A 25,869-nucleotide genomic window follows, 5' to 3' on the forward strand; every position below is an offset into this window, starting at 1 on the left:
AATGTTAGATTTATCAGCTTTGGAAGGTATTGATCTAGGTAATCCTGCACCAGTAGCAGACGGAACACCTAAACAGATTCCACTTACAGATATTCTTGAAGATCCAGATCAGCCGCGTGTTGAGTTTCCAGAAGATCAGATGCAAAAAATGGTCGAGTCCATCAAGGCTCGTGGAGTTAAAACACCTATTAGTGTTAAACCCCATCCAACAGAACAAGGCAAGTGGATTATCAATTATGGAGCTAGACGTTTTAGAGCTTCAGTGATGGCCGGCAAGGAAGCTATCCCTGCTTTTGTTGATAATGATCATGATGATTATGATCAGGTCATGGAGAATAAAGAACGCCTTAACCATTCACCTATTGAGCTTGCACTTTTCATCCAAAAGAAAATTAAGCAAGGCGAAAAGAAAAACGTAATCGCTAAAAAGTTAAATGAAGATCCTGTTTTTATTTCTACTCACTTAGCTTTAGTAGATATGCCAGAGTGCTTATCTAAGGCTTATGATGCAGGTTTTAAATCTCCAAAGACTTTGTATGACTTACGCAAACTTTGGGAATCATTCCCTGAAGAAGTAAGCGCTTGGGTGGATGAATCTTTAGAGAATGGTCAAGACATTATCAGATCGAGAGTACAGGCTCTATCTAAAAAGTTAAAAGAACCTAAGCAAGCTGAAGCGACTGAAGCAGATCCAGAATCAGAACCACAGGCGCAAGAAAGCCAAGAGCAAACCGCCATTATTGATGATAATGAATCTTTCAATTTTGAGGGGAATGATCAAGCTGAAGCGACTGAAGAACCTGAAGTTAAAAAACTGATGGATCAATCGAACCAGAAAGAGCAGCCAGAAGCTAAAGAAGAAGATCCAGACAAAATCAAAAAACCGCTTTTAGTTGTTATTCATGACGGCCGACAAGCGAACCTGATGCTAAATAAAAAGCCTACTTCTTTGGGTTTTGTATGGATCAAATACGAAGATGGAACAGAGGTATCTGTAGATTGCAGCAGCCTTGAAATCGAGTATTTACAAGAAGCATAAATCTACCAATGGAAAAAAACCTTGCTTATGCAAGGTTTTTTTTGGCGGGTTATCCCGACTACCTAGCTTTATTACTCTTAGTCATGACTAAGGAAAAAAGAGGGAAAAATGAATAAAAATAATCTATGGCAGGATAGGCAACAGCCGTTAAAAACTTTAATTTGTGACACAAATTAAAGTTATACTATTCTTTCAGAATAGCTATCGAAAATATTACTTTCGATAAAGGTACTGGAATCATGACGAAATCAAACTTGGATCAAGTTTTAAAATTTAGGGTTAGCAATGCCGTTTATGACTGGTGGCAAGCTAAGTGTGAGAAGCAAGGAATCAAGAAAGGTGAGCCTTTCCAGAGGGCTTTAGAAAATGCGTATAAGAAAGAAAATGATCCAGATTATTCAGGACAAGATTTTTCCTTGAATCTTGAAAGGGACTTAGCCGAAAAAATCTATCAGTTAGCTAAGTTTGAAGAAGTAGATCCAAATGACCTGATCAAAAAAATGATCAAGGAAAAGTTATCTGAAATAGAAAAAATGCAAGACGTTATAGATGTATTTGAAAAAACATCACGCAAAGAATTACGGCTTAAACCGAGTTTGATGAAAGCAATTAATGAAAAAGCAGCACAGGTCGGCATGAAACCGAATCAATATATCATTTCGGTTTTAACAGCTAATGTCACAAAAGATTCAATATTCTTTAGCCAGGAAGAAGCTCTTCAACTTGGCGAATCAAATAGTCAGCTTTTGGCGATTGGTAGAAACCTAAACCAAATGGCTAAGAATATGAATCATGGTATTTATGAATCTTACGATAGAGAATTTGTCGAGCGAGTACATCAGCTAGTAAAAGCTCAAGTTAGGCATGTTTTCACTGTATTAGAGCGCAATAAAAAGAGGTGGGAATAATGGCTAACGGAAGCAGTAAGACTACCAGAGAAGTGCAAAGCACCTTGCTTGCTCATGGTGAGCAGCTACTCAATGGATCTAAAGTTAGGCGTGTTAATCAGACCCAAAGTTTAGATACTTTTTTAAATGACCTGTCTAAGCCTAAAAATGGATCTGGCCATTCAGCTAAATCAGCCCCTAAAGCATCTCCAAATGGCGTTAAAGCAACTTTAGATAGAATTAGTAAAAAGACCCCTGAAGTAATGGTCAAGGTTACTGGTGGAGGTAATTCTATGGGGAAGGTGAAAGCCCACATGGGATATATCACACGGAATGGGCAATTAGAGGGAATTGATCAGGACAGAAATAAAGTTAATGGTAAGGATGATATAGAAGATACTGCTGAAGATTGGCAAATGTCAGGTACACCTATTTCTGATGAAGAATCTAAATATAAGCAGGCTTTTAATATTGTGTTATCTATGCCGAAAGGTACGGATGAAAAAGGCGTTTATGATGCTGCAAAAGAATTTGCAGAGGAACATTTTAAAGACCATAAATATATGATGGTGCAGCATACCTTTACCAATGACCCTTCAAAAGATCCAAGTGAAAACCCGCATGTGCATGTTGTTGTTAAAGCTATTTCTGAAAAAGGGGATCGGTTAAATATTAGGAAGGCTGACCTTCAGGAATGGCGAGAAAGTTTTGCTGAAAAACTAAGATCCAGAGGGATTGAAGCTAATGCGACAAAACGGATAGCTAGGCTGCAAAAAAATAGAAGTGATAAACAGTCAGTTAAACAAATGAAAGAGCAAGGCAAATCGTTTAAGCGATATGGTAAAAATAAGGCCAGTCCAGACCGTGTGCAGAAAGCTAAACAGCAAGAAAAAGAAGCATTGACGCATTACAAGGAAATTACTAAAGCTCTAGCACAGTCACCCGATCTGCAAGATAGGAAACTAGCAGTTGATCTAGTGGACTATTTACGGAAACAGGTAGAAGTGAAAAAAACAACGCCACAGCTACAGATTCAACCTAATAAGCCAGATCCGCAGCAGGGAAAGAGCAAGGGGAAAGAGCAAGATAGATAACAAGGTCAGGCACATTATTGTGCCTTAAATGCCCTTTAAAAATCCTGAATTTTCTGAGCGGGCATACCTAATTTAAACATTCTATTAAGCTCAGAAATTGCATATTTTAAATCTTTTTCAGGCATATCCTTAACATCAAAATATTCAATTTGGCCAAACCTAGCTTTATATAATGCTATTCGTTCTATTCTGTGTCGTTGCATCTGCACCGTTGACGACATAATCCGATCCATTAAATAGAATAAGTAATATGATGTGATTTGCATACTGTCTTTGATCATAAATCCATGATTTCTAGTGGTTTTATAGTCATACAGCGTTTCATTAATACAAATATCTGCATCTATCCCACCTAGTGCAACACGAATATTTGCAGAATATCTAGGATTGTATGTGATCAAACTATCAGGCTTAATAAGTCCATTCTTAATGAATACATTATCAAAATTTTTGACTAGGGAAGATATATCTTCGTAAACCATTTTCTCCGTTGGTTTTAGTATTTCCTTCTTTGTTGCTACTGGTAGAAATCCAGATCGCCATAGATTTTCCAATTTAGCCATGAGAATAATTCCACCAATAAAATCTTCACTTATTTCTAGATTGTTTGATCTATTAGCTAGTAAAGAATCTATGTGCTTTTGCATTTTTTTATATAATATCAAAATGCTTTTGTTTTTAGTTTCCTCTAGAAAGCTAGTAATTTGAGGTTGCTCAAATTCTTTAGCACTCAATTCAGTATTCGTGTAGTACGCACAAATTATTTTTGATAAGTAGTCAAATGCTGTACCAACCAAGCCTGAATCATAACTATTTGTTAATTTATATTCACTCATCACTTCATAATTAGTAAAAGGAGGAATACCACTGTAAGTTTTGAAATCTTTTTTTTTGGGTGCGACACTTTTTATAATTTCTTTCACTTCTTTGCACTTAGGATCTGAAGATTTCAGTATCGACATTAAAGACATATTTTATACTTTTTCCAAGCAGTTACTATTCAAGTAATTTTAGGCATACTAAAGACTAAATTGAAAAATCTAAATTTTTAATCTTTCTAATGCAAATTGAATCTTTTCTTTGGGGCAGTACTGCTTTTGGGAAAACTTTTCCATTACAGTTGACCCAATAATTTTTTTATTTGCATTAAAGAAAAATATTTCTAAATCATAAGGTACATTGACCATATTAAAACAGGTATAAATTGGCTTTTTCCATGTGAAAACTAATGGTTTTAATAAAGGATTTTCTTTAAATCCTATTTCTTGATCATGTTCCCTATACAGATAAAGAGCCGTTAATTTTTTTCCATTAAAGTTAAAAGTCTTTAGTTCTTTTTCTTGATCAAAGTAAGGGTTATAAACCTGTTTAAAGGCCATAACAGACACTACTATTAAAAGAGCTATAAACGCTGCATATTTTAATTTCAATTCCTGTTATTCCTTTTAGCCAGGTGGCAAGTTACATGCAAAGAAATTGTCTTAGTCATGACTAATTATTTAACACTCATAAGTTGATCCCATTTAAAGTAATTGGGAGACAGCTTATTACGTGACATATTCCAATTTCTATCAGGTAGCATACTGGCACCTAATCCTATTTTTCTCTTACCAAATTTATTCTGTATATCATCGAGTGAATCCATAAGCTTATTACTTGATTCTATCTTATTCATGTCCGTGAATAGGTCATAAATATGAGTAGCTTTAGGTTCAAGACAAGTGAGGATAACTCCACATTTTTTAAATCCAATATTCTTCTGGTATAGCTGATCAATCATTGAGGTAGCAATTTTAGAAAGTAATAAACTATTGTCTGATGGATCGGGTAAAGCGTAAGACAAAGATTTATTATAAAAAGGCTCAGAACTATCAAATGGATTAGATTGCACAAAACTAATAATACAGCCACATAGTAAATTTTCACTTCTTAGACGGCTTACGGCATCTTGAACATAAAGAGTAATCGCTTCTTTAAGATCGTCACAGCTATAAACTTTCTGGCCAAAGGAACGGCTTGCTATTATTTGTTTTTTTGCTTTAGGACTTTGCTCAATTTCAATGCAAGAGATTCCCTGTAATTCTAATATTGTTTTGTGCATGACTACAGAGAATTGATCTCTAATCATTAAGGGGGAAGCACAGACGAAATCTAGAACTGTATTAATGCTTAGGCTATTCAGCTTTTTAGTATGCTTTCTACCAATCCCCCATACTTCACTAACTTCTATAGATTGATATAAGCCCTCAATCGAACAATAGTCCATTGAAACAAGGTTACATACACCTTTTAAATAACTATTCTTTTTAGCGATATGATTAGCCATTTTTGCTTCTGTTTTAGTCCGTCCAATTCCAATACAGGCCGGCAAACCTAGCCAACGTGAGAGCCGATCCAGAATTAAATGAGTATAAGCAGTTAGATCATAATTTGAAGCATAAGCAGTTAGATCTAAAAAGCATTCATCAATCGAATAAATTTCTTGTTCTTGAGGTGTAACAAATTCAGCTAGGACTTTTATAAATCTGCGGGACATTTCCGCATATAGAGCATAATTACTCGAAAGGACTGTAATATTGTGCTGCTCTACAAGTTCCTTGAGTTGAAAAAGAGGTACACCCATCTTTATTCCTAAGTCTTTAGCTTCTTGTGAACGAGCCACAGCACAACCGTCATTATTAGATAATACGATTACTGGTTTATTATTCAGGCTTGGATTAAAGACACGTTCACAACTTACATAACAGTTATTAATGTCTACCAAAGCAAAGATCTTATTTTGATTTTCCATGTAGATTAGACCAGTAGGATTAGATTATTTATGTTTCCTAAATGGCTTAATGACAAATGTCACTACACCCCATATTAATAATTCTTGGCAATCATTAAGGTGAATATCGTCATAATCTGGATTTTCTGCTTTAAGCCAACACTTATCACCTTCAACCATTAATCGCTTAACGGTGAATTCATTGTCAATTAAGGCAATAACAATATCTTCGTGTTTAGCTTCAAGACTACGATCCACTAAAAGCTCGTCATCAATTTCAATGCCTGCGTCACGCATGGAAAGAGAAGCTACTTTGACAACAAATGTTGCAGCTTCATTTTTCACAAGGTGTTCATTCATATCTAAAGTTTTATCAATATAATCCTGTGCGGGAGAGGGAAAACCAGCAGCCACTTTTTCAGAAGCCAAAGGAATACGTTTAAATGTTGTAGGATTAATTAAGGTAATAGAAGCTACATCATTGAAAACAGGCTTTTTATTGCCCGCTAAGAAATTTTTAATCTCTACAATACGCGATTCTGGTACACGCATAGTCTTAGTTGGTTCATTATAAATTGCCTTTCTTCCTGAACCTTCCCTATAACCACCTTTTGTATTCGCATTCATAAAAGCCCATTTGATTTTGTGACAAAATCAAATGGTACAGCTTAAGCCATTAAAAAAACAATATAAATACGATGAATAGCTTATAAGGTCAGTAAAAAGGGAAGTAATAACTTCCCTTTTTATTTTTATATGTTGCTAAATTTTAATAGGGTCCCATGAATCTAGATCCATTGAAATGAATCATATGAGAAGGGTTATCTGCCATCCAAACCTCAGTTTCCCATGCAATAACACCACTATATTTCACATACGTTTTTGTATTAGGAAATGCTGAAACAAAAACCAACCCTGCTGTACAGTTGTTAAATAATGTAGTTAGCTCACCATATCTTTTGTGGTCTACTAGCCCATGACTTGTTACCGCTTCTATTAAAAAGAGCCAATTTTTTTCAGAATCATAAATAACAACATCAGGTAATTTTCCATGATTATCTAATTTCACTCCTAATGATTCTAAGAGTTCAATATCGAAAAAACCGTGTTTATTACCTGTATCTCCTGCATAAACTAATGAACCGCCAGGAACATATCTAGCGCCAAATTCGATTACAATATCTTTAATAAGTTGGGAATGTTCACTCGCTGAAAGAAGAATAGTCTGCCCATCTTTTAATTGAAGTGGGATCATATTCATTTCTAGTTCTCTTGCATATTTAGATAATTCGGGAAGTCCCTTTCAAAACAATTTAGGTGATTTCAAAATGAAATCACCTAAATTGTTTTAACTTAAATTTTATGGGGCATCATTATAATTACCAAGAATGTTCTAATTGAACTCCAAAGTTAGAACCGTTAGATGTGCTATAGAAGCTACTATCAGGATTCGTTAAATCTCGCATTTTTTGTTCAGCTTCATTCCAGAATGCATATGTATAATATAATCTTAGTTCAGGACGATCATAGTAACCCGAACCCTTTAAGGTAAACGTTGGTGCAATAGTAATCTTCGTTAGATCGCGTGTCTCATTACCTTGTTTAATTTGATCATAACCAATTTCACCTGTTAACTTGAAATGATCATCTACAACGTATGATGTTCTTGATCCCACCGACAACCATTTTGTATCCTCTTGCTGTGAATATTCATTAATTTGATAAAGTATTTGGGCTTGACCATTAAGTACCTTACTTGGGCTTTGCCAATCCACTACATCGAGCATACGAAATGATGTATTTTCTCGGTCTAAACTTACATTCCCTGTATAACCTAAACCAGTTCCAGGTCCTTCACCATATTGGAATGCAATCGTGTTTTTACCATTAAAAATATTTGAAGTAATATTTTGGATAGTGAATGCCCAGCCTTCATTCTCATGATCAATATAAGATAATCCCAAATTCAATTCATTTTTATCATTTAACTTGATGTCACTCACAGTAAAATCATGTCTATTAATATATTTTTCTTGAAATAGATCATCTTTTCTAGAAAATACATAGTTAAGGGCAAAACGATCTAACTTAAAATTATCAATTCCGAATCCAGTTCCACTCTGATTCCAATAAAAGAAATCTGACATATTGATATCATTTCGATTGTAATATCTTCGTCCAGCCCAGAAATTACCACCATTTAAAAATGAGACATTGGTCCAATCCAGATAAATCTGGTTCATTCTGGTATACCCATTATCTCCACTGAATTTCAATGATTTTCCATAATCATTATAAAATTGAACCATTCCATTAATTTTAATTTTTGAATGATCAGAAAGTTCTACTAATTCTTGTGATGCAAATATCTCTCCATATTGTTCACATTCATTTCCTAAGCGGTATTTTGATAATGCCCCTGTCAGTTTGAAACATTCTTGCATATCCCCATGATCAGTCCCGCCTATCCCTGTGCGGAAATAACCATTTACTTCAATTGCTGAAACAATCTGTGATGACATTAAAAGTGCAGCACTATACATCCATAGCGTCTTTTTCATTTTTTAAATTCCATTTTTTAGACAAAAATATCCAACTGACCTAAATAAATAGGTCAGATTAGTTCACTCATTAATTAAAAATTTATGAATTTAATTAGGGCGAATCCCTTCAAATGCATTCTGTAATAAATGACGAATTGCATTTTTTTCAATTGGTTCAGGATTCCAGTATGGATTTGATAATGCAATTTCCGTTGCTTTATCCAAACCAGATTCTGTTAGGCCCAGTTCTGCTAAAGATGTAGGACCTTCAAGCTCAGTTACAAGATCAAATAAAGCATTTGCAGCAGTACTTTCTTTTGCACCTAAAGCCCTTTTAATTCTTTCCATCGCTTCAGGCACAGCCTTTTCGTTATAGGCAATTGCATGGGGGAGAACGACAGTATGAGTCGGTGCATGGGGGAGATTGAAACTTCCTCCTAATGTATGACAAAGTTTATGATGAATCGCCATACCTACGTTGCCGAGGACATAACCGCATAACCAAGCGCCATATAAACATAAACTACGAGCTTCAATATCTTGGTCATTCTTCTTTAACAGTCTTAGCCCATCCGCTAAAGCTCTAATCCCCTCTTCGGCCAGTAAACACATGATAGGATTACCATTTTGAGCATATAAGCCCTCAGCTGCGTGAGCGATTGCATTAATTCCACTAGTAATAGACATCTCTAATGGCAAACTTAGAGTAAGTTCAGGATCATAAATAACGGTTTTTGGTAAAACTCTAGAATCTTTTCCAGTCTTCTTGATCCCATTTTCCGTAATTCCATATACTGGCGTCATTTCTGAACCAGCATAAGTGGTTGGAATGGCAAGAATGGGTAGATCATATTCAAGAGCAATTGCTTTACCTAGCCCGGTTGTCGAACCACCACCCACTGCGATTGCACAGTCAGCCCCCAATTCTCTTGCAACAGTCACTGCTTCTTTGGCTGTTTCAATTGGTACATGCATAATAGCTTTAGGGAAGATTCCCACAGAAGAACGACCCAGCAGATCAGATATCTTTTCTGCCAAGACAACCTGTTCAGGTGTGCATAAAATTAATGCTTTTTTAGCACCTAAAGCTTCAATTTCAGCCTTTAAATTTTTAAGGGAACCCGCGCCAAAAATTACTCTGCTCTGTGGTACATCATATATAAACTCATTTTTCACATTACTTCTCCTTATGGTAACGGTGTAGGCTGATAGGCATAGAAAAGCCACTCGTTGTTTTCCTTTCTCCAAATCGCTAATGATTTATTTTTTAGATTTTTTTGAATATTTCCAGCGACTAATTCCGAATGCATTTCACCAAATACAAGTGCAACATCGCCAATAATTTGAATTTTAGAAATTGGGTGCTCGATCCATTTATAATCATAAAACCCCCCAAACAATTTATCTAAATATGATTCTTTAGAATCAGTAATTCCACTTGTATGGGTGTAAGTCATTTCTGGATGAGCCAGCTTTGCAAAATCCTCATAGCGGCTTTCAACAATTGCTTTGAATCGCTCTTCTTCAAGATTTTTAATTAAAATGTCTTCCATTAGATTAATTAGACTCTAGATCACTCAAATAAAATTCATCGTATCTTTTATAAAAAGAGTAAAAAACAACGATTTAGGAAATTATAATTTCATAATTGAAAGAATAGCTAATGATAAAATAATTTATTTAAAATCAATAACTTAAATAAACAATTCTTTAATTTTTCCATCTACTCAAACTATTTTATAAATTATTTTTTATTGAGGTTTTTCTTTTTTATTGATATCGAATATTTAATGCATGGCCTTATATTTCATAGAATATAAATATTAAAAAAGGATCCTAAATATGGATCCTTTTTTAATTCAGTCTCTCAGGAATAATACTAGCTCACTACTCTTTTAATAATGATCGCAATTCCTTGACCCACACCAATACACATTGAACATAAGGCATAAGTACCATCTGTTTGTTCTAACTGATTCAAAGCCGTAGTCACTAAACGAGCCCCAGATGCACCGAGGGGATGACCAATTGCAATTGCACCGCCATTCGGATTGACTTGCATGGTGTCATCTACTAAACCTAAATCGCGAGTCACCGCCAAAGCTTGAGCTGCAAAAGCTTCATTCAGCTCAATCACATCCATTTGATCCAGTGTTAAACCCGTTTGTGCCAGTAACTTTTTAATGGCAGGCGCAGGGCCAAAGCCCATGATGCGAGGTTCAACGCCCACCACGGTTGCACCAATAATCTTAGCGCGTGGTTTTAAGCCGTATTTTGCAACAGCATCATCCGAAGCGATGAGCAGGGCCGCGGCACCATCATTGATTCCTGAAGCATTACCAGCAGTTACCGTTCCCTCGGCTTTCACCACCGGTTTTAATTTCGCCAAACCTTCAGCAGTTGTAGAGGCACGAGGATGTTCATCCTTGTCAATAACAATGGCATCACCCTTACGCTGTGGAATGGTCACAGCAATGATTTCTTTATCGAAGAATCCTCTTGCCTGTGCCGCAGCAGTGCGTTTCTGGCTTTCCAGGGCAAATTTATCCTGATCTTCACGATTGATATTGAACTGTTCCGCCACGTTTTCAGCGGTTTGCGGCATGGTTTCGACGCCATACATCTCTTTCAGCTTGGGATTGATAAAACGCCAGCCCATGGTGGTGTCTTCAAGTTTTTGGCTGCGTCCAAAGGCGCCTTCCGATTTACCCATCACCAAGGGAGCACGGCTCATGGATTCCACACCACCGGCAATAATCAACTCGGCTTCACCGGCTTTAATGGCACGTGCTGCCATCGCCACAGCATCCAGCGATGAACCGCATAAACGGTTGACTGTGGTGGCAGGCACCTGATAAGGCAGACCTGCAAGCAGTGCTGACATACGTCCTACATTGCGGTTATCTTCACCGGCCTGATTGGCACAGCCATAAATCACGTCATCAACCCGTTCCCAGTTAACTGAAGAATTACGTTCTATCAGCGCTTTAATCGGCAAGGCACCGAGGTCATCGGCACGAACTGGCGAAAGACCACCGGCATAGCGACCAAATGGGGTGCGGATGGCATCGATAATATAGGCGTTTTTCATATTTTATTTTCCAAATCTTTTAATCTTTCCTTGTGAAGCCGTGCTTCTCACCCTTTAAAAAGGGAGGAAATCCATGTGCTAGATAACAACATGGAAGTCTCCCCCCTTCTGGCACTTCGGCTTAAAGCAATGCTTAAGCCTTGCTCAGGGGAATTTAGGGGGGGGTAAATTGTGTTTAAGCGGCATTAAACCTGCGTTGCATCAATCAACGTGGCACCCGTCATTGCCTGCAACTCTTCAAATGACAGACCTGCAACTTTCTCAATCACTTTCATACCTTCACTTGTCACATCAATCACGCACAGGTCGGTATAAATCCGGTCGACGCATTTCAGACCGGTTGCCGGATAGCCGAGTTCTGAAACAATCTTGGGTTCGCCTTTTTTGGTGACATGATCGGTGGTGATAAAGACTTTTTTTGCACCCACAGCCAAGTCCATTGCACCGCCCACTGCTGGGATGGCATCCGGTGCCCCGGTATGCCAGTTGGCCAGATCCCCATTTTCAGCGACCTGGAATGCACCCAGTACCGCAATATCCAGGTGGCCGCCACGCATCATGGCGAAGGAATCACCATGGTGGAAGAATGAACCGCCTTTAAGCAAGGTGACAAATTCCTTGCCCGCATTAATTAACTCTGGATCACGGTTTTCTTCAGCAGGAGGAGGACCAAATGCCAGCAAACCATTTTCAGAATGAAGAAATACATCTTTGTCTGAAGGCAGGTAGCTGGAAATCTTGGTTGGCAAGCCAATCCCGAGATTGACATAGGCACCATCTGGAATGTCCTGTGCCACACGTTCAGCAATCTGGTCACGGCTTAATTTGGTATAACTCATCTTTTAATACTCCAATGCCAATTACTGTGCAGGTTTTACTGCAACCACGTGTTGAACAAAAATCCCCGGGGTGATGATGTGCTCTGGATCAAGTGCACCCAGTTCAACCACTTCAGAAACCTGGGCAATGGTGACATCGGCTGCCATCGCCATGATCGGGCCAAAGTTACGGGCAGATTTACGGTAAATCAGATTGCCCCAACGGTCGCCTTTATGCGCTTTGATTAAAGCAAAATCTGCTTTGATCGGATTTTCCAGCACATAGTCTTTGCCTTCATAGTTCAGGGTCGGTTTGCCTTCCGCCAGCAAAGTACCAAAACCGGTTGGGGTATAGATGGGACCCAGACCCATACCACCAGCCTGGATACGGCAGGCCAGATTGCCTTGCGGTACTAATTCCAGTTCAATTTTCCCGGCACGGTAGATTTCATCAAACACATAGGAGTCGGACTGACGAGGGAAAGAGCAGATGATTTTGCGTACCGCACCGGTTTTGAGCAGCTTGGCCAAACCGTAATCGCCATTACCGGCATTGTTGTTGACGATCACCAGGTCTTTTACACCCAGTTCGATTAAACCATCAATCAGTTCAGCCGGCTGACCAGCTGTACCAAAGCCACCAATCATGATGGTGGCACCATCTTTAATATGGGAGAGCGCTTCCTCAAGGGATGCCGCAGCTTTATTAATCATTAAGCAGCCTCAACCTTTTGTTTGTTTAAAATGAAATCAAAATCTAATGTGTAGAAAGGATGACTTTGGTATTCGCCATTTGGAGCAATACCACTTTCATGTTTAACCCATTCTGCAATTAAAGAAGTACGCACCCCGAAAACAGCATCAGAATCTAAATAGTCACCCTTATCTTTAAATACATGAGTCACTAAGCGCTCATACCCTGGAGCAGAAATCATAAAATGTAAGTGAGCTGGTCTCCACGGATGGCGGTTTAATGCTTCAAGCATTTTTCCCACAGGCCCATCATGTGGAATTGGATAAGCTTCAGGAACAATCGTTTGAAAATGGTATTTCCCATCTTTGTCAGCATGGAAAATAGCTCGCCCTTGGTATTTATCAATATTTTCTTTTTGTACATCATAAAAACCCTCATCATCTGCCTGCCAGGCTTCAATCTCTGCATGAGGAATAATTTGACCATCAATACCCTTGATGACACCATTAACAAACCACGAAGTACCTTTTACACCCTCACTCATATTGCTGCCCAGCTCTAAACGTGGGGCATCTTGGACATGAAATGGTCCAAATACTGTTGCTTCAGTACATCCAATTGGTTTTTTATGGTTTTGAGCAATCACTAAGGTTGATAATCCAAGTGTGTCAGATAAAAGAATAAATTCTTGACGAGTTGGACTGCAAATTTGCCCCACATCAGTTAAGAATTTCACGCCTATTTCCCACTCTTCTTCAGTTAACTCAACTTCTCGTGCAAAAGAATGAAGATGTTGTACTAAAGAATGCATTACATCTTTTAATCGTTCATTCGAAGAAAAAGAGTTTCTTTCTATAACCGCTTGAGTGATTGTTCTTTCATCTAAATTTTTCATAATTTTTCCATAAAATGAATCTAACTCCTATAAATCTCATGCTAAGCTGTTAATTATTGAAATAAAATATTGGTTAAGAAAATCTTTATTTCATTTAGGAAATAATAGGAAGGGATTGTATGGACAGATTAACGAGCATGGAGTTATTCGTTGCTGTTGCAGAGCTTGGAACACTTAATAAAGCAGCAGAAAAATTAGAAATATCTAATGCAGCAGCAACAAGGCACATTACTTCATTAGAAAACAGACTCAATGTAAGATTGATTGAACGTACTACTCGTCGATTATCATTAACAACGATTGGAATCGAATATTATAAGAAGTGTAAAGATTTACTTTCTGAAATTGATCAAGCGGAATCTTCGATTAGTTCTGCTGCGGTTGAACCAGAAGGAACCGTTACAATCACCTCTTCAATTTCTTTTGCGATTATGCACATTACCCCTTTGATTCCTAAATTTAATAAACTTTACCCTAAAATAAAAATAAACTTAATTGGTGCAAATCGCTATCAAGACATCATTGATAGCAATATTGATATTGCGATTAGAACACGTGAATTCGAACCAGATTCAAATCTAACCATTAGAAAACTTGTCACTACACATCGAATTTTAGCTGCCTCGTATGATTACATAAAGCGAAAAGGAAAACCGAACACGATTGAAGAACTCCAAGAGCACGATATTTTACTTTATAGCCATGCAAACAATCCACGGATATTAAGTTTCACTAAAAACAATGAAATTAAAAATTTTGCTTTAAATCCGATTATGGAAACAAATGATGGTCAAATCGTAAGATCTGCTGCATTGAATGGTGCTGGAATTCTTATTCAACCGCTATACATTATTTATCAAGACATCGTGGAAGGAAGATTGATTCCAATATTAACCGACTGGAAACTTCCTGAACTTACTATCAACATTGCTTTTCAAAGCAGACAATTTATGCCGATAAAAAATAGATTATTTATAGATTTCTTAATTGAAGATTTCAAAAATAAAGAATACGAACGCTATTGGAATTCTATTTAATAAATTGGATTATCCCAATAAATAAGTCATCCTTTCCTTAAAATTGTTCTAGAGAGAATATTCATGAATGATTATTTCAATTTTGAAATAATCATTTCCTTAAAAGTTCTTTATACACATATTAGAAAAAGATAACTTGCTTGTATTCAAAATTGGAAAATTCTTTACAGGAGTTTTATTGTGCAAAAAGATAAATTAAAAGTTGCGTTGTTAGGAATTACACATCCGCACACATCAGGACGAGTAAAAGCACTTCAACGCCGTCAAGATATTGAAATTTATGGTGCAGCAGACCAAAGTGAACTTCTAAAGCCCTTCTGCGATGCACTAAATATTGAAGTAAGAACAAAGGAAGATATTTTAAGTAATCCAGATATCGATATCGTACTGGTTCATTCAAAAAGCTACGAAATGGCTGATCTAACTATTGCAGCTTTACAAGCAGGAAAAGCTGTATTAGTTGAAAAACCAGCTGGTCGAGGTGTAGCAGATACACAGCGCATCGTTGATGCTGTTAATGAATATAATGGATTTGTTCAGGTTGGCTACTGTTGGCGTTTCGCCCCTTCAATCAATGTAATGCATGATGTTATTCAGCAAGGTAAAATTGGTAAAGTTTTACAAATTCGTGCTCATGCAGGTTGCTCTCATAATGAAGCAGAAACTGCACATATGAGACAACCAGGTGATCTTGGTGGTGCTTTCTTTGTAATTGGTTGTCATTTATTTGACCGAGTTCTACATCATTTTGGTATGCCTAAATCTGTTAATGCCCGCATCACCAAATTTAAAGATTTTAAAGGTGAAGAATCGCGTGAAGATGCTGCAGGTGCCATTCTTAATTATGATGATAAAATTGTCGTCGTTGACTTCATGTCTTGGGATGTTCTTCCATGGACAGAAAGCTGGGATATGACAGCTTATGGTACAGAAGGCATCATGTCTTCACGTTCATTACCTTCATCTTATAAACTCTACCAAACGGGTAATGTGGAAGGTACGACACAAGGTTGGACAGAATGGCATGAAACTAGCTTCCCTGAAATTTGGGCAACCAAGAAAACTGAATATTCTCCAGATATTGCAGAAATTGGAAACCCAATTTATTTTGACCGTGAATTAAATGCTTTTCTAGATTCATATTTAAATAAAAAGCCTTCCCAAGTTCCTGCGACTCAGGCCCATAATATTTCAATTTTACTTGCAGCATTATTTGATTCTGCTGGAAAAAATGGTATTGAAGTATTTCTTTAAAATAAATATATGTTAGAAAAGCAGCTATTTATAGCTGCTTTTTTATTTCACTGATGAAAAATTTATTTTCTAACGATTTAAATATAATGAAATCCATAATATAAAAAAATTAATTTTTTCGACTATTTTTCTCAATTAATAAAGCAATAATAAAAATTAATAATCCACTTAAACTTAGAGCAGAACCGATTTGAATAGGTGCAAGCCATCCCATATTTTGAGTTAATACCCACCCCCCCAAATAAGCACCTAAAGCATTGGCTAAATTAAAAGCAGAATGATTGAGGGATGCCGCTAAACTTTGGGCATTACCAGCAACTTCCATTAAACGTATTTGAAGTGTGCTTGCTAGGCCAATTACAGTCATACCGATCAAAAATAAGCCTATGAACGCTGTAAAGATATTATCCATCATAAAACTAACAAGTAAGAAAGTTATTGCTGAACTGATTAGAACTCCCACAATAGTTTTATTGAGATTCTTATCAGCAAAATGCCCAGCTAAGAGTCCTCCTATTACCATCCCGATTCCCCATATAGCAAGAGCGAAAGGTACAACGATAATATCAGTTTGAGTGTATTCAGTTAGAATTGGAGAAATATAACTATAGACTGAAAACATACCACCAAAGCCAATCGCGCCTACTGCTAGTGTTAACCAGATATTTATATTTTTAAGTCCTGCTAATTCATTTTTTATACTCGCTGTTTTATGAACAGGGATATGGGGTACAAAAGCTATAATTGCTATTAAGGTTAAAAAAGCTATAAGGGCGGAGAATATAAAACCGGAACGCCAACCAAATTGTTGTCCAATCCATGTCGCTAAAGGAACACCAATGACTGTAGCTATGGTAAGCCCCATCATCATTAATGCTATAGCTGTGGAACGCCGATTAGGATTAGCAAGTTCAGCAGCAACTAAAGCTCCAATACCAAAATAGGCTCCATGAGGAAGTCCTGCAATAAATCGGGATAATAATACAGTTTCAGGAGTATCTGCTAAAGCTGTTAAAGTATTAGCAATTCCGTAGAATAACATCAGCACTAGTAGCAGTTTTTTGCGAGGAATCTGGGCACATGTAATCGCAATAATTGGTGCCCCAATTACGACTCCCAAGGCATAAGCACTGATAAAATAACCAGCATCCGGAATAGACACTTGTAGATCTTTAGCAATTTCCTGAATCAGACCCATTGCCACAAATTCAGTTGTGCCAATACAAAATCCACCAATTGCTAGAGCCAAGATAACAGTAAAAAGTGAATAAGAATGAGATAAGGGAGGATGAGATGTCATAACAGGAAATAATAAAATTGAATTATAGTTTATAGGATAAAAAGAGTTAGAAAAGCCAATAGTTAATCCTATACCAACTATCAGCTCGTTACAGATAGAAGCCTGGATTGTTTATAGACTAATGTCATGTTTTTAGAAATGTAATAGCTAATATTTAAATCCATCGAGATTTGATTAAATATTTTATAATCATAATAGAGTCGATTTAAAATTTTTTTTTACCCACCCAATAGCTTAATCATTACTATTGGGGGAGTAAGACCTATTAAGCTACTACAGAATTAAATGCACTAATTGTTGTTTCATAAGCATTTTTAGCCATTTGATCGAGCGTAAGAATACGTTGTTCCTGTGAAATTAATTCAACACCATAATAGGGTTGGTTAAAACCTGCTTTTTTAATCTCATTTAAGAATAATGGAATATCATACGAACCTTGACCACACAACTTACGATGATGTGTCGAATCATTGAATAAATCACCTTGGATTTCTTCAGCTGCATCATTTAATTCAACAGATTTAATCAAATGGGCAGGCACCATACTAATTTTCTCAAAATCAATATTTCCACGTGCTAAATGCCAAATATCCAAACATAAACCACCGTTTGAATCTCCAGTATCGACTACTTTCAAGCCATCTTCTAAAGTAGCCAATCTTGAGAATGGCATAATTTCTAATGCAACATTCGCATTCACTTGAGCAACTTCTTTACATAGCTTTGAAAACTCCTCAGCCATGTTTTCCAGACTATTCGGTGAGTTTTCAAATGGCTTAGCACCAATTTTTAAATTACACATTCCAAGTTCTGCACCGAGTTCAATCATTTTTGATCGTTCATAATCAGATACTTTACGGTCTTCACCAGTTAAATACCAATCTAACAAAATTTCCAACTCGAAATATTTAATATCATTATCTTTAAATAGCTGACGGATAGTGGCTAAACTATTTTGTTCTAGTGTTGCTTGAAGGTCACTCAACACAAGACCAATCCCCTTCCACCCTGCTTTTGAAGCTGCTTCAACTCGCTGCTGTAAGGTAAATGGACTAATTTCTGTTGGAGCACCTGGGTATACGTTTCCAGCTAAGGTCCAATAAGCTGCTAATAAGTCTGGTTTGTTCATAAAATATTTCCTTTAATTTGTATTACGAAAATTATGCTTTCGAAAATTTATATCCAGTAAGATCTTGAGTAATTGCACACCAGCAAATTATTGAATAACAAATTACAGGGATAATAAATGCTGTGGAAATACTCGTTAAATCTGAGAGATAACCCATGACAAGAGGTAAAATTGCACCACCAACAAACATAGTGACCATTAGAGATGCAGCCATTTGAGATTTTTTCCCTAAACCTCGTACACCCATTGAGAAAATTGTTGGGTATAGTGTTGATTTGAATAAGAACATACAAATCAATACAATCACCGAAAGATATTGATAACCTAGCATCACGAATAAACAAGCTAAAACACAGACAGCACTATTAAAGATTTGCAGTTTTCTTGGATCAACATATTTCATAATGAAGATACCTAAAAAGCGGCCAACCATATAGCAGAACATTGCGATCGATAAAAAATAGGCTCCCTTACTTGGAGTGATACCTTGCCAATGCTCAATCACAAAGTTGATAAAGAAGGCACCTATACTAAAGTGTGCACCGTTATAGCAAAACTGTGACAACATTGCTTTACGGACATTTTTATTCTTATGAAGTGGGATATTTTCGAAGACAGTATCGTCAGGATTTACTTGGATAGCATTTTGATCGTGCCGATTACTTTCAGGCAGTTTGATCACAATCATATATCCAACAACACATAAAACAAGGATAGAAAGAGCTGCATAGGTTAAAGTTGCAGGTTCTACATAAAATCCTGCTATTGTACCTGCTGGGATAAAAAAGACTGCTCCACCGACTAAGGGACCAAACATCCCCCCCATACCACCAAAGGCCTGAGCTAGAGTTAAACGACGTGTTGCATCCTTAGGGTCACCGAGTTTAGTTGCATATAAATTACATACAATTTCTAAGCAAGCTAAGCCTGATGCAAGAATAAAGATGACTATTAAAAAAGCAGAAAATGTTCCTACCTGAGTAGCTGGAACAAAGCCCATACAGCCTATAGCAAAGAGAAGCAAACCAACAATAATGGAATTTTTATAACCATATCGTTTCATGAGTATGCCAACAGGAATTGCAGATATAAAGTAAGCACTTAAATAAGCAGTTTGTATGAAAGCTGACTCACCATGTGAAATGTGAAACTTATCCTGAAAATGTTTATTCAGCACATCTAGTAAAGTATGAGAAAAAGCCCACATAAAATTAAAAACAATGACTAAAATCAATGCTGCTTTTAAGGAGATTGCCTTTCTTTTAACAGGCGCCTCTGCAATATTACTTAAACTCGCATCCATTGCTAGTTTCCTTATATTCGAATAATAGTCTCCTAAGCAGCATGTAATTGAACACACTGCTTAAGCTATTAAATAATTTGAAGTATCTCTTCTTTGAGATAAGTATAGATAATTTATGCAGCTAGGCTTTTTGCTGGACCTTCTGGATTAATAGCAATAGCTTTGCCACTTTCTACTGATTCCATAGCACAAACCGCAAGATAGAGCGCTTGTAAGCCGTCAAATAAGCTTGTTGGGAACGCTTGTTGGGATACTAAACTAGAGATGAATGCATCAAACTCATTTCTATATGAACTGGTATAACGTTCTAAAAAGAAGTTCAATAATGGCTGCTGGGAGCCAGTAAAGTCTTTAGCATATTTTTTCAGCGTTGAAGGACGATGATTTTGCGTTTTTAATAAGCCTAGAGAACCAAGTACTTCAATACGCTGATCATATCCATAAACCGCTTCACGGCAGTTATTAATGATGCATTGCTTACCAGATGCCGTTTTCAAAGTAATACTGCAGGTATCATAATCATTAATAGTAACTAATTCTTCATCTACCAAACGACTTGCTGTGGCAAATATTTCAACCGGCTCTTCACCTAAAATAAAGCGCGCTGTATCAAAGTCATGAATTGTCATATCTTTAAAGATACCGCCTGAAGTTTTCATATATTCCACAGGCTGCATACCAGGATCACGACTTGTAATGATTACTTGTCGAACACTTCCAATTTCATTATTTTCTAGGGCTGCTTTCAATGCAATAGTATCTTCATCAAAACGTCGGTTAAACGCCAACATGACTTGACCACCATTTTGTTGAATTTTTTCTACAGCATCAATTGAACGTTGAAAATCTAAATCGATTGGCTTTTCGCATAAAACAGGCTTTTTATTTTTCACAGCATGCATCATTAAATCAACGTGTAAATCCGTAGCTGTTGCAATCACAATAGCATCGATATCGTCACGATCAATTGCTTCGTAATAGTCGTAGCATGATTCACAATTTAATTCTGAAGCTAGTTTATCAACGCCCTCTTTCCATGGATCAGCGATTAATTTAAGTTCACATTGTGTATTTAAAAATGCACTTTTAGAATGGATTTGAGCGATGCGTCCCGCACCTAGAATTGCTACTTTTAACATACAGATACTTCCTTTTAATAACGATAACTTCAAAAACTACTTATTCTTGATGATTCCTAGGTTATACAAGCTGATTTTGAAAAAAAATAACTATTTCTAAAAACACTTTTTCATTTTTGAAATTAACCAACCTTGCTGCCTTATCATTTTTATAAATAAATTAAAACCCCTTTATTTTTCCTTATATTGCAAAAGACATTTTCAATTTTTGACATTTTTTTCCCATTTTGACGCTTCTATACTCCAAGACAATTAATAACGACTTCACTCAATGATCATTGGAAATGATATTGATTAATAGACAAATACGACAGGAGCGTCGTAAAAAATTTAGGGAGAAATTGTATAAGAGCTTTTTTAAAAGCTCTAAATAAGAAAGTGCTAGGTCGACTAGCTCATTAAATAAATGGTCAATCACTGTATTGGACTAAATGTACATAGAGTTTTGTCTAGGTGAGCTATGGCATTCAATTTATGAATATCAAACTCCTTATAAGATCCTATTAGGCTCTTGTGACGATCAATTTTCGAAGCAGTCATGCAGGTTTTTGAATGGACTTCAAAACTATCTGCGGATGTTAATTATGCTTAAAGCAAAAGGAAACTTACAATGAAAATGTATAAAACTATTACCACTTCTGTAGCCACGATTGCCTTAGCAGCATTTGCAAATTCTACTTATGCTGCTGGTGAATTAATTGGAATTGCCTTACCCAATAAAACAGAAGCACGCTGGATTATGGATGGAAAAAATATTGTCAGCAATTTGAAAGCCAAAGGTTATAAGACTGATTTGCAATACTCAACCCTTGATGTACCAACGCAAATTTCTCAAATTGAGAACATGATTACTGCTGGTGCAAAAGTTCTTGTTGTTGCCCCTGTTGATGGCGCGACTGTTTCAAATGTATTAAGCAAAGCAAAAAAGAAAGGTATTAAAGTAATTTCATATGACAAACTAATTATGAAAACAAAAGATGTGGATTACTATGCCACATTTGATAATTACCAGGTGGGTGTACTACAAGGAACTTCTATTGTTAACAAACTTGGACTAAATGCAGGTAAAGGTCCATTTAATATTGAACTTTTTGCAGGCTCTTTAGATGACAATAATGCCCACATGTTTAATGCAGGCGCAATGTCTATTTTGAATCCTTATATCTCAAAAGGCAAACTTATTGTTCGTAGCAAACAAACTAATCTTGCTAAAGTTGCGACCTTACGTTGGGAAGGTGCAACAGCACAAGCCCGCATGGATAATTTATTAAGTGCCTTTTATGGTGGTTCCCGTCTACATGCTGTTTTGGCACCCAATGATAATCTAGCAACAGGTATTATCTCTTCTCTTAAAGGTGTCGGTTATGGTCGTAATAATCAACCAATGCCTGTCATTACTGGTCAGGATGCTCAACCAGCAAATATAAAAGCAATAATGAAAGGTGATCAAACCTCAACCGTATTTAAAGATACTCGTTTACTGTCTAAAGCTGCCGCAAATATGGTTGATGCAATTATTAAAGGTCAGACTGTTCCTGTAAACAATACAAAATCCTATAACAATGGTTCTAAAGTTGTACCCACCTACTTAGTTAAGCCTCAATTAGTAGATAAAAATAACTGGAATGTAGTTCTCGTGAAATCTGGTTACTATAAAGCCAATCAATTTAAATGATTTATTTTTCAAAAACTTAAATAAAAATTTACACAGGTTAAGGCGATTAAAACAGATAAGTGTTGGTCAGTAATCACTGATCAACAGAGGACTGCTGTATGAAAACAATACTTGAAATGCGTGGCATCAAGAAGTGTTTTGGACATGTTCAGGCATTGAGTCATGTCGACCTGGTTGTCAAAACAGGAGAAATTCACGCTATTTGTGGTGAAAATGGTGCTGGTAAATCTACATTAATGAAAGTGTTGAGTGGGGTTTACCCTCATGGTTCTTATGATGGTCAGATCTTATATCAGGGTGAAGAACAGAAATTTTCTGATATTGGCGACAGTGAAGAAAAAGGAATTATCATTATTCATCAAGAGCTTGCTCTTGTCCCTATGTTATCTATCACTGAGAATATTTTTTTAGGTAATGAGCAATCCAAAATAGGCATTATTAACTGGAATAGCTCCTATCAAAAAACTAAGCAAGTACTGAATAAAGTAGGTTTATCTGATTCTCCTGATACTTTAATTAGTGACCTCGGAATTGGAAAACAACAATTAGTTGAAATTGCAAAAGCATTATCGAAAGAAGTTAAGCTGCTAATTTTGGACGAACCCACAGCCAGTTTAAATGACAATGATAGTGATCGATTATTAAACCTTTTATTAGAACTGAAGGCCCAAGGTGTTACATCGATCATTATTTCACATAAGCTAAATGAAATTTCTAGAGTAGCGGATAGCATTACGATCATACGTGACGGCTCCTCTGTAGATTATCTAAATTGTCGAGAAGAAGATGTAAGCGAAGACCGTATCATTAAAGCAATGGTCGGTCGTGACATGGAAGATCGTTATCCGAAACGATCACCAAATATTGGCAACGTTCTATTTGAAGTCAAAGATTGGCGTGTTGATCATCCCAACCATGCTTCACGTGAAGTCATTAAAGGAATCAGTATCAACGTACGTAAAGGTGAAATTGTCGGAATTGCTGGCCTTATGGGTTCTGGACGTACAGAGCTTGCAATGAGTATCTTCGGCAAATCTTACGGTAAGAATATTCGTGGCACAGTTTCAATTCATGACAAAGTAATTGATGTATCTAATGTCAGAAAAGCTATTGACAACGGCTTGGCCTATGTAACGGAAGACAGAAAAGGGTACGGGCTATTACTCGAAGAAAGTATTAAAAAAAATACTTCTTTAGCCAACCTTTCAGGTATTTCAAAGCATCTAGTAGTAAATGACCATCGAGAAACAAATACTGCAAATGAATTTCGAAGCAAGCTGCGAATTAGAAGTGCTGATGTAGAACAACATACGGGTAACTTGTCAGGCGGAAATCAGCAAAAGGTCGTGATTAGTAAATGGTTATTCACAGCACCAGATGTCCTAATTCTCGATGAGCCTACACGAGGAGTTGATGTAGGGGCAAAGTATGAAATTTATACAATTATTGATCAAGTAGCCCAAGAGGGTAAATGTATTGTCATGATTTCCTCTGAGATGCCTGAGCTATTGGGTATGTGTGATCGGATTTATGTCATGAATGAAGGAAAGATTGTTGGTGAGTTTCTGGCAAAAGATGCAAATCAAGAAGCCATTATGCGATCTATTATGAAGAATGGAGAGAAAGAAAATGAACAATATCAATAGCGCAGCAATTACCAACAAAATGAATGGAAAAAATAATAAAGGACTAAACACAAATTTTATAGCAAATGGCTTAAAAGAATATGGCTTGCTATGTGCATTGATTATTATTGTGATATTTTTCCAATTTGCGACCAATAATGTTTTGTTACAACCATTAAACCTAACAAATTTAATCTTGCAGAATAGTTATATCGTCATTATGGCTCTTGGCATGCTCATGGTCATTGTAAGTGGACAAATTGATCTCTCAGTTGGATCTGTAGTCGGTTTGACGGGGGCTTTGGCAGCTAGCCTAATGGTTACACATGAAATGCCTTTTGTACCAGCAATGTTTATTTGTCTTCTGGCTGGTGCGGTGATCGGTGCCATTCAAGGCTATTGGGTTGCATATTGGAAAGTACCTTCATTTATTGTCACTTTAGCAGGGATGTTGGTTTTTCGCGGTTTGACATTAATTGCTCTAGATGGTCAATCAGTTGGTCCATTTGAAGATGGATTTAATGCTTTTAGTTCTGGTTTTATTCCTGACTTTTTTGGTATTGAAGGTTTTCATGTCACATCACTTTTACTCGGAATTGTAGTTAGCATAACTTTTTTTGTGATTGAATTCCGTCAACGTAAACAAGCAGCATTACATGGTATTGAGAGTACGTCAAAAGTTCTTTTTGTGCTGAAGAACTTAGCATTAAGTGTAGCTATCATCGCATTTTCTTACTTATTGGCTTTGTATCAAGGCATGCCTATTGTATTGATTATTATGGGAATATTGGTTGCATTTTATACTTTCATTATGAACCGAACTACTATTGGACGTCGCATTTATGCGGTTGGTGGGAATGCAAAAGCAGCTAAGCTATCTGGTATCAAAACTGAACGTGTAATTTTCTTTGCATTTGTAAATATGGGGATTCTAGCTGCATTCGCAGGCCTAATTTTTGCAGCTCGTTTAAACAGTGCGACTCCATCTGGTGGCTACGGTTTTGAATTAGATGTGATAGCTGCCTGTTTCATTGGTGGCGCATCTGCATCTGGTGGCGTTGGAAAAGTTTTTGCTGTTGTGATTGGGGCTTTTATTATGGGTGTCATGAATAACGGTATGTCGATCATGGGGATTGGCGTTGATTACCAACAAGTAATTAAAGGATTGGTACTTCTCGGAGCCGTTCTTATCGATGTATACACCAAAAATAAGGCATAAGTTAATAGCTTTTGATGTGGTTTTACCACTTCAGAGGCATAGTACGATACTTATAGATATATAAGTTTGGAATAATTTAAATTGAATCTGGATACCCATAAATTTTGTGGACGGCTCCTAGTGATCTAGAAAATTTATTCCTTATTTTAACCCGAATCCTGTTTAAGCCAATGCTTCACTAATTTTGATCATTGGCTTATTTTTATGGCAGAGCTGTAAGCACACAAAGTGGCACTGTTGCAAATAGGCTGACATGATAAGTTAAATATCTTATTTATTTCGAGATACAGCAGATGAATCCCTTCCACGGTCGGCACTTTCAAGGTGAAATCATTCTTTGGGCTGTTCGTTGGTATT

At 36.7% G+C, this 25,869-nt stretch carries 24 protein-coding genes; 8 read left to right on the forward strand and 16 right to left on the reverse strand.

All coding sequences use genetic code 11. The annotated features are described in order from the left end of the window. Nucleotide 1: 1 nt before the first annotated feature. The 3 genes from ACIG3F_RS09695 to ACIG3F_RS09705 all read left to right on the forward strand — a co-directional run bounded on the left by ACIG3F_RS09695 (nucleotide 2) and on the right by ACIG3F_RS09705 (nucleotide 3,020). A complete protein-coding gene (locus tag ACIG3F_RS09695) occupies nucleotides 2-1,039 on the forward strand; it encodes a ParB/RepB/Spo0J family partition protein (RefSeq protein WP_004644783.1) in 1,038 nt (345 codons plus the stop codon). 239 nt (nucleotides 1,040-1,278) lie between these two features. Next, nucleotides 1,279-1,947, forward strand: coding sequence for a plasmid mobilization protein (locus ACIG3F_RS09700; protein WP_396469922.1), 669 nt, complete (start codon nucleotides 1,279-1,281; stop codon nucleotides 1,945-1,947). Then, the gene (locus tag ACIG3F_RS09705; RefSeq protein ID WP_396469923.1) at nucleotides 1,947-3,020 is read left to right on the forward strand and encodes a relaxase/mobilization nuclease domain-containing protein; all 1,074 of its coding nucleotides are present in this window, start codon (nucleotides 1,947-1,949) and stop codon (nucleotides 3,018-3,020) included. The genes ACIG3F_RS09700 and ACIG3F_RS09705 overlap by 1 nt, the downstream gene beginning before the upstream one ends. A 35-nt stretch (nucleotides 3,021-3,055) precedes the next feature. Here the strand turns inward: ACIG3F_RS09705 and ACIG3F_RS09710 are convergent, their stop codons facing one another. The 12 genes from ACIG3F_RS09710 to ACIG3F_RS09765 all read right to left on the reverse strand — a co-directional run bounded on the left by ACIG3F_RS09710 (nucleotide 3,056) and on the right by ACIG3F_RS09765 (nucleotide 13,831). Further along, nucleotides 3,056-3,991: a hypothetical protein gene (locus ACIG3F_RS09710; protein WP_396469924.1), complete on the reverse strand. Its 936-nt coding sequence runs from the start codon at nucleotides 3,989-3,991 to the stop codon at nucleotides 3,056-3,058. Between the two features lie 69 nt (nucleotides 3,992-4,060). Continuing rightward, nucleotides 4,061-4,399: a DUF192 domain-containing protein gene (locus ACIG3F_RS09715; RefSeq protein WP_004644788.1), complete on the reverse strand. Its 339-nt coding sequence runs from the start codon at nucleotides 4,397-4,399 to the stop codon at nucleotides 4,061-4,063. Between the two features lie 116 nt (nucleotides 4,400-4,515). Beyond that, on the reverse strand, nucleotides 4,516-5,811 hold the full coding sequence (locus tag ACIG3F_RS09720) for a Y-family DNA polymerase (RefSeq protein WP_396469925.1): 1,296 nt from the start codon (nucleotides 5,809-5,811) through the stop codon (nucleotides 4,516-4,518). Nucleotides 5,812-5,835: 24 nt separating this feature from the next. Then, the gene (locus ACIG3F_RS09725) at nucleotides 5,836-6,417 is read right to left on the reverse strand and encodes a LexA family protein (protein ID WP_396469926.1); all 582 of its coding nucleotides are present in this window, start codon (nucleotides 6,415-6,417) and stop codon (nucleotides 5,836-5,838) included. Between the two features lie 142 nt (nucleotides 6,418-6,559). Then, complete coding sequence (locus tag ACIG3F_RS09730; RefSeq protein WP_396469927.1) at nucleotides 6,560-7,051, reverse strand: BsuBI/PstI family type II restriction endonuclease; 492 nt, start codon at nucleotides 7,049-7,051, stop codon at nucleotides 6,560-6,562. 118 nt (nucleotides 7,052-7,169) lie between these two features. Beyond that, nucleotides 7,170-8,351, reverse strand: a complete 1,182-nt coding sequence (locus ACIG3F_RS09735; protein ID WP_396469928.1) for a maltoporin — start codon at nucleotides 8,349-8,351, stop codon at nucleotides 7,170-7,172. A 90-nt stretch (nucleotides 8,352-8,441) separates the two neighbouring features. After that, the gene (locus tag ACIG3F_RS09740) at nucleotides 8,442-9,509 is read right to left on the reverse strand and encodes a maleylacetate reductase (protein ID WP_396469929.1); all 1,068 of its coding nucleotides are present in this window, start codon (nucleotides 9,507-9,509) and stop codon (nucleotides 8,442-8,444) included. An 11-nt stretch (nucleotides 9,510-9,520) separates the two neighbouring features. Next, nucleotides 9,521-9,886 (reverse strand): nuclear transport factor 2 family protein, encoded by a 366-nt coding sequence (locus ACIG3F_RS09745; protein ID WP_396469930.1) that lies wholly within the window; start codon nucleotides 9,884-9,886, stop codon nucleotides 9,521-9,523. 326 nt (nucleotides 9,887-10,212) lie between these two features. Continuing rightward, complete coding sequence (gene pcaF / locus ACIG3F_RS09750) at nucleotides 10,213-11,424, reverse strand: 3-oxoadipyl-CoA thiolase (protein ID WP_396469931.1); 1,212 nt, start codon at nucleotides 11,422-11,424, stop codon at nucleotides 10,213-10,215. 185 nt (nucleotides 11,425-11,609) lie between these two features. After that, nucleotides 11,610-12,263, reverse strand: a complete 654-nt coding sequence (locus ACIG3F_RS09755) for a 3-oxoacid CoA-transferase subunit B (protein WP_396469932.1) — start codon at nucleotides 12,261-12,263, stop codon at nucleotides 11,610-11,612. Between the two features lie 21 nt (nucleotides 12,264-12,284). Next, a complete protein-coding gene (locus ACIG3F_RS09760) occupies nucleotides 12,285-12,956 on the reverse strand; it encodes a 3-oxoacid CoA-transferase subunit A (protein ID WP_396469933.1) in 672 nt (223 codons plus the stop codon). Continuing rightward, a complete protein-coding gene (locus ACIG3F_RS09765) occupies nucleotides 12,956-13,831 on the reverse strand; it encodes a dioxygenase (RefSeq protein ID WP_396469934.1) in 876 nt (291 codons plus the stop codon). Before ACIG3F_RS09765 ends, ACIG3F_RS09760 begins: the two co-directional genes overlap by 1 nt. A 119-nt stretch (nucleotides 13,832-13,950) precedes the next feature. On the opposite strand from ACIG3F_RS09765, the gene ACIG3F_RS09770 reads away from it, so the two are divergent. Both ACIG3F_RS09770 and ACIG3F_RS09775 read left to right on the forward strand, forming a co-directional pair. Further along, nucleotides 13,951-14,868, forward strand: a complete 918-nt coding sequence (locus ACIG3F_RS09770) for a LysR family transcriptional regulator (protein ID WP_396469935.1) — start codon at nucleotides 13,951-13,953, stop codon at nucleotides 14,866-14,868. Between the two features lie 180 nt (nucleotides 14,869-15,048). Then, nucleotides 15,049-16,122 (forward strand): Gfo/Idh/MocA family protein, encoded by a 1,074-nt coding sequence (locus ACIG3F_RS09775; protein ID WP_396469936.1) that lies wholly within the window; start codon nucleotides 15,049-15,051, stop codon nucleotides 16,120-16,122. A 109-nt stretch (nucleotides 16,123-16,231) separates the two neighbouring features. Here the strand turns inward: ACIG3F_RS09775 and ACIG3F_RS09780 are convergent, their stop codons facing one another. The 4 genes from ACIG3F_RS09780 to iolG all read right to left on the reverse strand — a co-directional run bounded on the left by ACIG3F_RS09780 (nucleotide 16,232) and on the right by iolG (nucleotide 20,993). Continuing rightward, the gene (locus ACIG3F_RS09780) at nucleotides 16,232-17,422 is read right to left on the reverse strand and encodes an MFS transporter (RefSeq protein ID WP_396469937.1); all 1,191 of its coding nucleotides are present in this window, start codon (nucleotides 17,420-17,422) and stop codon (nucleotides 16,232-16,234) included. Between the two features lie 265 nt (nucleotides 17,423-17,687). Beyond that, a complete protein-coding gene (locus tag ACIG3F_RS09785) occupies nucleotides 17,688-18,551 on the reverse strand; it encodes a sugar phosphate isomerase/epimerase family protein (protein ID WP_396469938.1) in 864 nt (287 codons plus the stop codon). Nucleotides 18,552-18,582: 31 nt separating this feature from the next. Further along, on the reverse strand, nucleotides 18,583-19,854 hold the full coding sequence (locus ACIG3F_RS09790) for an MFS transporter (RefSeq protein WP_396469939.1): 1,272 nt from the start codon (nucleotides 19,852-19,854) through the stop codon (nucleotides 18,583-18,585). Nucleotides 19,855-19,967: 113 nt separating this feature from the next. Further along, entirely contained in the window at nucleotides 19,968-20,993 is a 1,026-nt protein-coding gene (gene iolG / locus ACIG3F_RS09795; protein ID WP_396469940.1) for an inositol 2-dehydrogenase, read from the reverse strand. A gap of 610 nt (nucleotides 20,994-21,603) precedes the next feature. Here iolG and chvE point away from each other — a divergent pair. The 3 genes from chvE (at nucleotide 21,604) to mmsB (ending at nucleotide 25,512) form a co-directional block, all read left to right on the forward strand. Continuing rightward, the gene (gene chvE, locus ACIG3F_RS09800) at nucleotides 21,604-22,668 is read left to right on the forward strand and encodes a multiple monosaccharide ABC transporter substrate-binding protein (RefSeq protein ID WP_396469941.1); all 1,065 of its coding nucleotides are present in this window, start codon (nucleotides 21,604-21,606) and stop codon (nucleotides 22,666-22,668) included. A 98-nt stretch (nucleotides 22,669-22,766) separates the two neighbouring features. After that, nucleotides 22,767-24,314 carry a multiple monosaccharide ABC transporter ATP-binding protein gene (gene mmsA / locus ACIG3F_RS09805; protein ID WP_396469943.1) on the forward strand — a complete coding sequence of 516 codons (1,548 nt, stop codon included), beginning with the start codon at nucleotides 22,767-22,769 and terminating at the stop codon, nucleotides 24,312-24,314. Continuing rightward, the gene (gene mmsB / locus ACIG3F_RS09810) at nucleotides 24,298-25,512 is read left to right on the forward strand and encodes a multiple monosaccharide ABC transporter permease (RefSeq protein ID WP_171459115.1); all 1,215 of its coding nucleotides are present in this window, start codon (nucleotides 24,298-24,300) and stop codon (nucleotides 25,510-25,512) included. Before mmsA ends, mmsB begins: the two co-directional genes overlap by 17 nt. Nucleotides 25,513-25,869 lie beyond the last annotated feature (357 nt).

Origin of the sequence: Acinetobacter sp. NPDC052428, assembly GCF_044547685.1 — a bacterium.
Taxonomy (GTDB): Bacteria; Pseudomonadota; Gammaproteobacteria; order Pseudomonadales; family Moraxellaceae; genus Acinetobacter; species Acinetobacter lwoffii_G.

Coding starts and splice junctions, on each gene's coding strand:
- ACIG3F_RS09695 (WP_004644783.1), top strand. CDS start 2: ATGTTAGATTTATCAGCTTTGGAAGGTATTGATCTAGGTAATCCTGCA.
- ACIG3F_RS09700 (WP_396469922.1), top strand. CDS start 1,279: ATGACGAAATCAAACTTGGATCAAGTTTTAAAATTTAGGGTTAGCAAT.
- ACIG3F_RS09705 (WP_396469923.1), top strand. CDS start 1,947: ATGGCTAACGGAAGCAGTAAGACTACCAGAGAAGTGCAAAGCACCTTG.
- ACIG3F_RS09710 (WP_396469924.1), bottom strand. CDS start 3,991: ATGTCTTTAATGTCGATACTGAAATCTTCAGATCCTAAGTGCAAAGAA.
- ACIG3F_RS09715 (WP_004644788.1), bottom strand. CDS start 4,399: ATGGCCTTTAAACAGGTTTATAACCCTTACTTTGATCAAGAAAAAGAA.
- ACIG3F_RS09720 (WP_396469925.1), bottom strand. CDS start 5,811: ATGGAAAATCAAAATAAGATCTTTGCTTTGGTAGACATTAATAACTGT.
- ACIG3F_RS09725 (WP_396469926.1), bottom strand. CDS start 6,417: ATGAATGCGAATACAAAAGGTGGTTATAGGGAAGGTTCAGGAAGAAAG.
- ACIG3F_RS09730 (WP_396469927.1), bottom strand. CDS start 7,051: ATGAATATGATCCCACTTCAATTAAAAGATGGGCAGACTATTCTTCTT.
- ACIG3F_RS09735 (WP_396469928.1), bottom strand. CDS start 8,351: ATGAAAAAGACGCTATGGATGTATAGTGCTGCACTTTTAATGTCATCA.
- ACIG3F_RS09745 (WP_396469930.1), bottom strand. CDS start 9,886: ATGGAAGACATTTTAATTAAAAATCTTGAAGAAGAGCGATTCAAAGCA.
- pcaF (WP_396469931.1), bottom strand. CDS start 11,424: ATGAAAAACGCCTATATTATCGATGCCATCCGCACCCCATTTGGTCGC.
- ACIG3F_RS09755 (WP_396469932.1), bottom strand. CDS start 12,263: ATGAGTTATACCAAATTAAGCCGTGACCAGATTGCTGAACGTGTGGCA.
- ACIG3F_RS09760 (WP_396469933.1), bottom strand. CDS start 12,956: ATGATTAATAAAGCTGCGGCATCCCTTGAGGAAGCGCTCTCCCATATT.
- ACIG3F_RS09765 (WP_396469934.1), bottom strand. CDS start 13,831: ATGAAAAATTTAGATGAAAGAACAATCACTCAAGCGGTTATAGAAAGA.
- ACIG3F_RS09770 (WP_396469935.1), top strand. CDS start 13,951: ATGGACAGATTAACGAGCATGGAGTTATTCGTTGCTGTTGCAGAGCTT.
- ACIG3F_RS09780 (WP_396469937.1), bottom strand. CDS start 17,422: ATGACATCTCATCCTCCCTTATCTCATTCTTATTCACTTTTTACTGTT.
- ACIG3F_RS09785 (WP_396469938.1), bottom strand. CDS start 18,551: ATGAACAAACCAGACTTATTAGCAGCTTATTGGACCTTAGCTGGAAAC.
- ACIG3F_RS09790 (WP_396469939.1), bottom strand. CDS start 19,854: ATGGATGCGAGTTTAAGTAATATTGCAGAGGCGCCTGTTAAAAGAAAG.
- iolG (WP_396469940.1), bottom strand. CDS start 20,993: ATGTTAAAAGTAGCAATTCTAGGTGCGGGACGCATCGCTCAAATCCAT.
- chvE (WP_396469941.1), top strand. CDS start 21,604: ATGAAAATGTATAAAACTATTACCACTTCTGTAGCCACGATTGCCTTA.
- mmsA (WP_396469943.1), top strand. CDS start 22,767: ATGAAAACAATACTTGAAATGCGTGGCATCAAGAAGTGTTTTGGACAT.
- mmsB (WP_171459115.1), top strand. CDS start 24,298: ATGAACAATATCAATAGCGCAGCAATTACCAACAAAATGAATGGAAAA.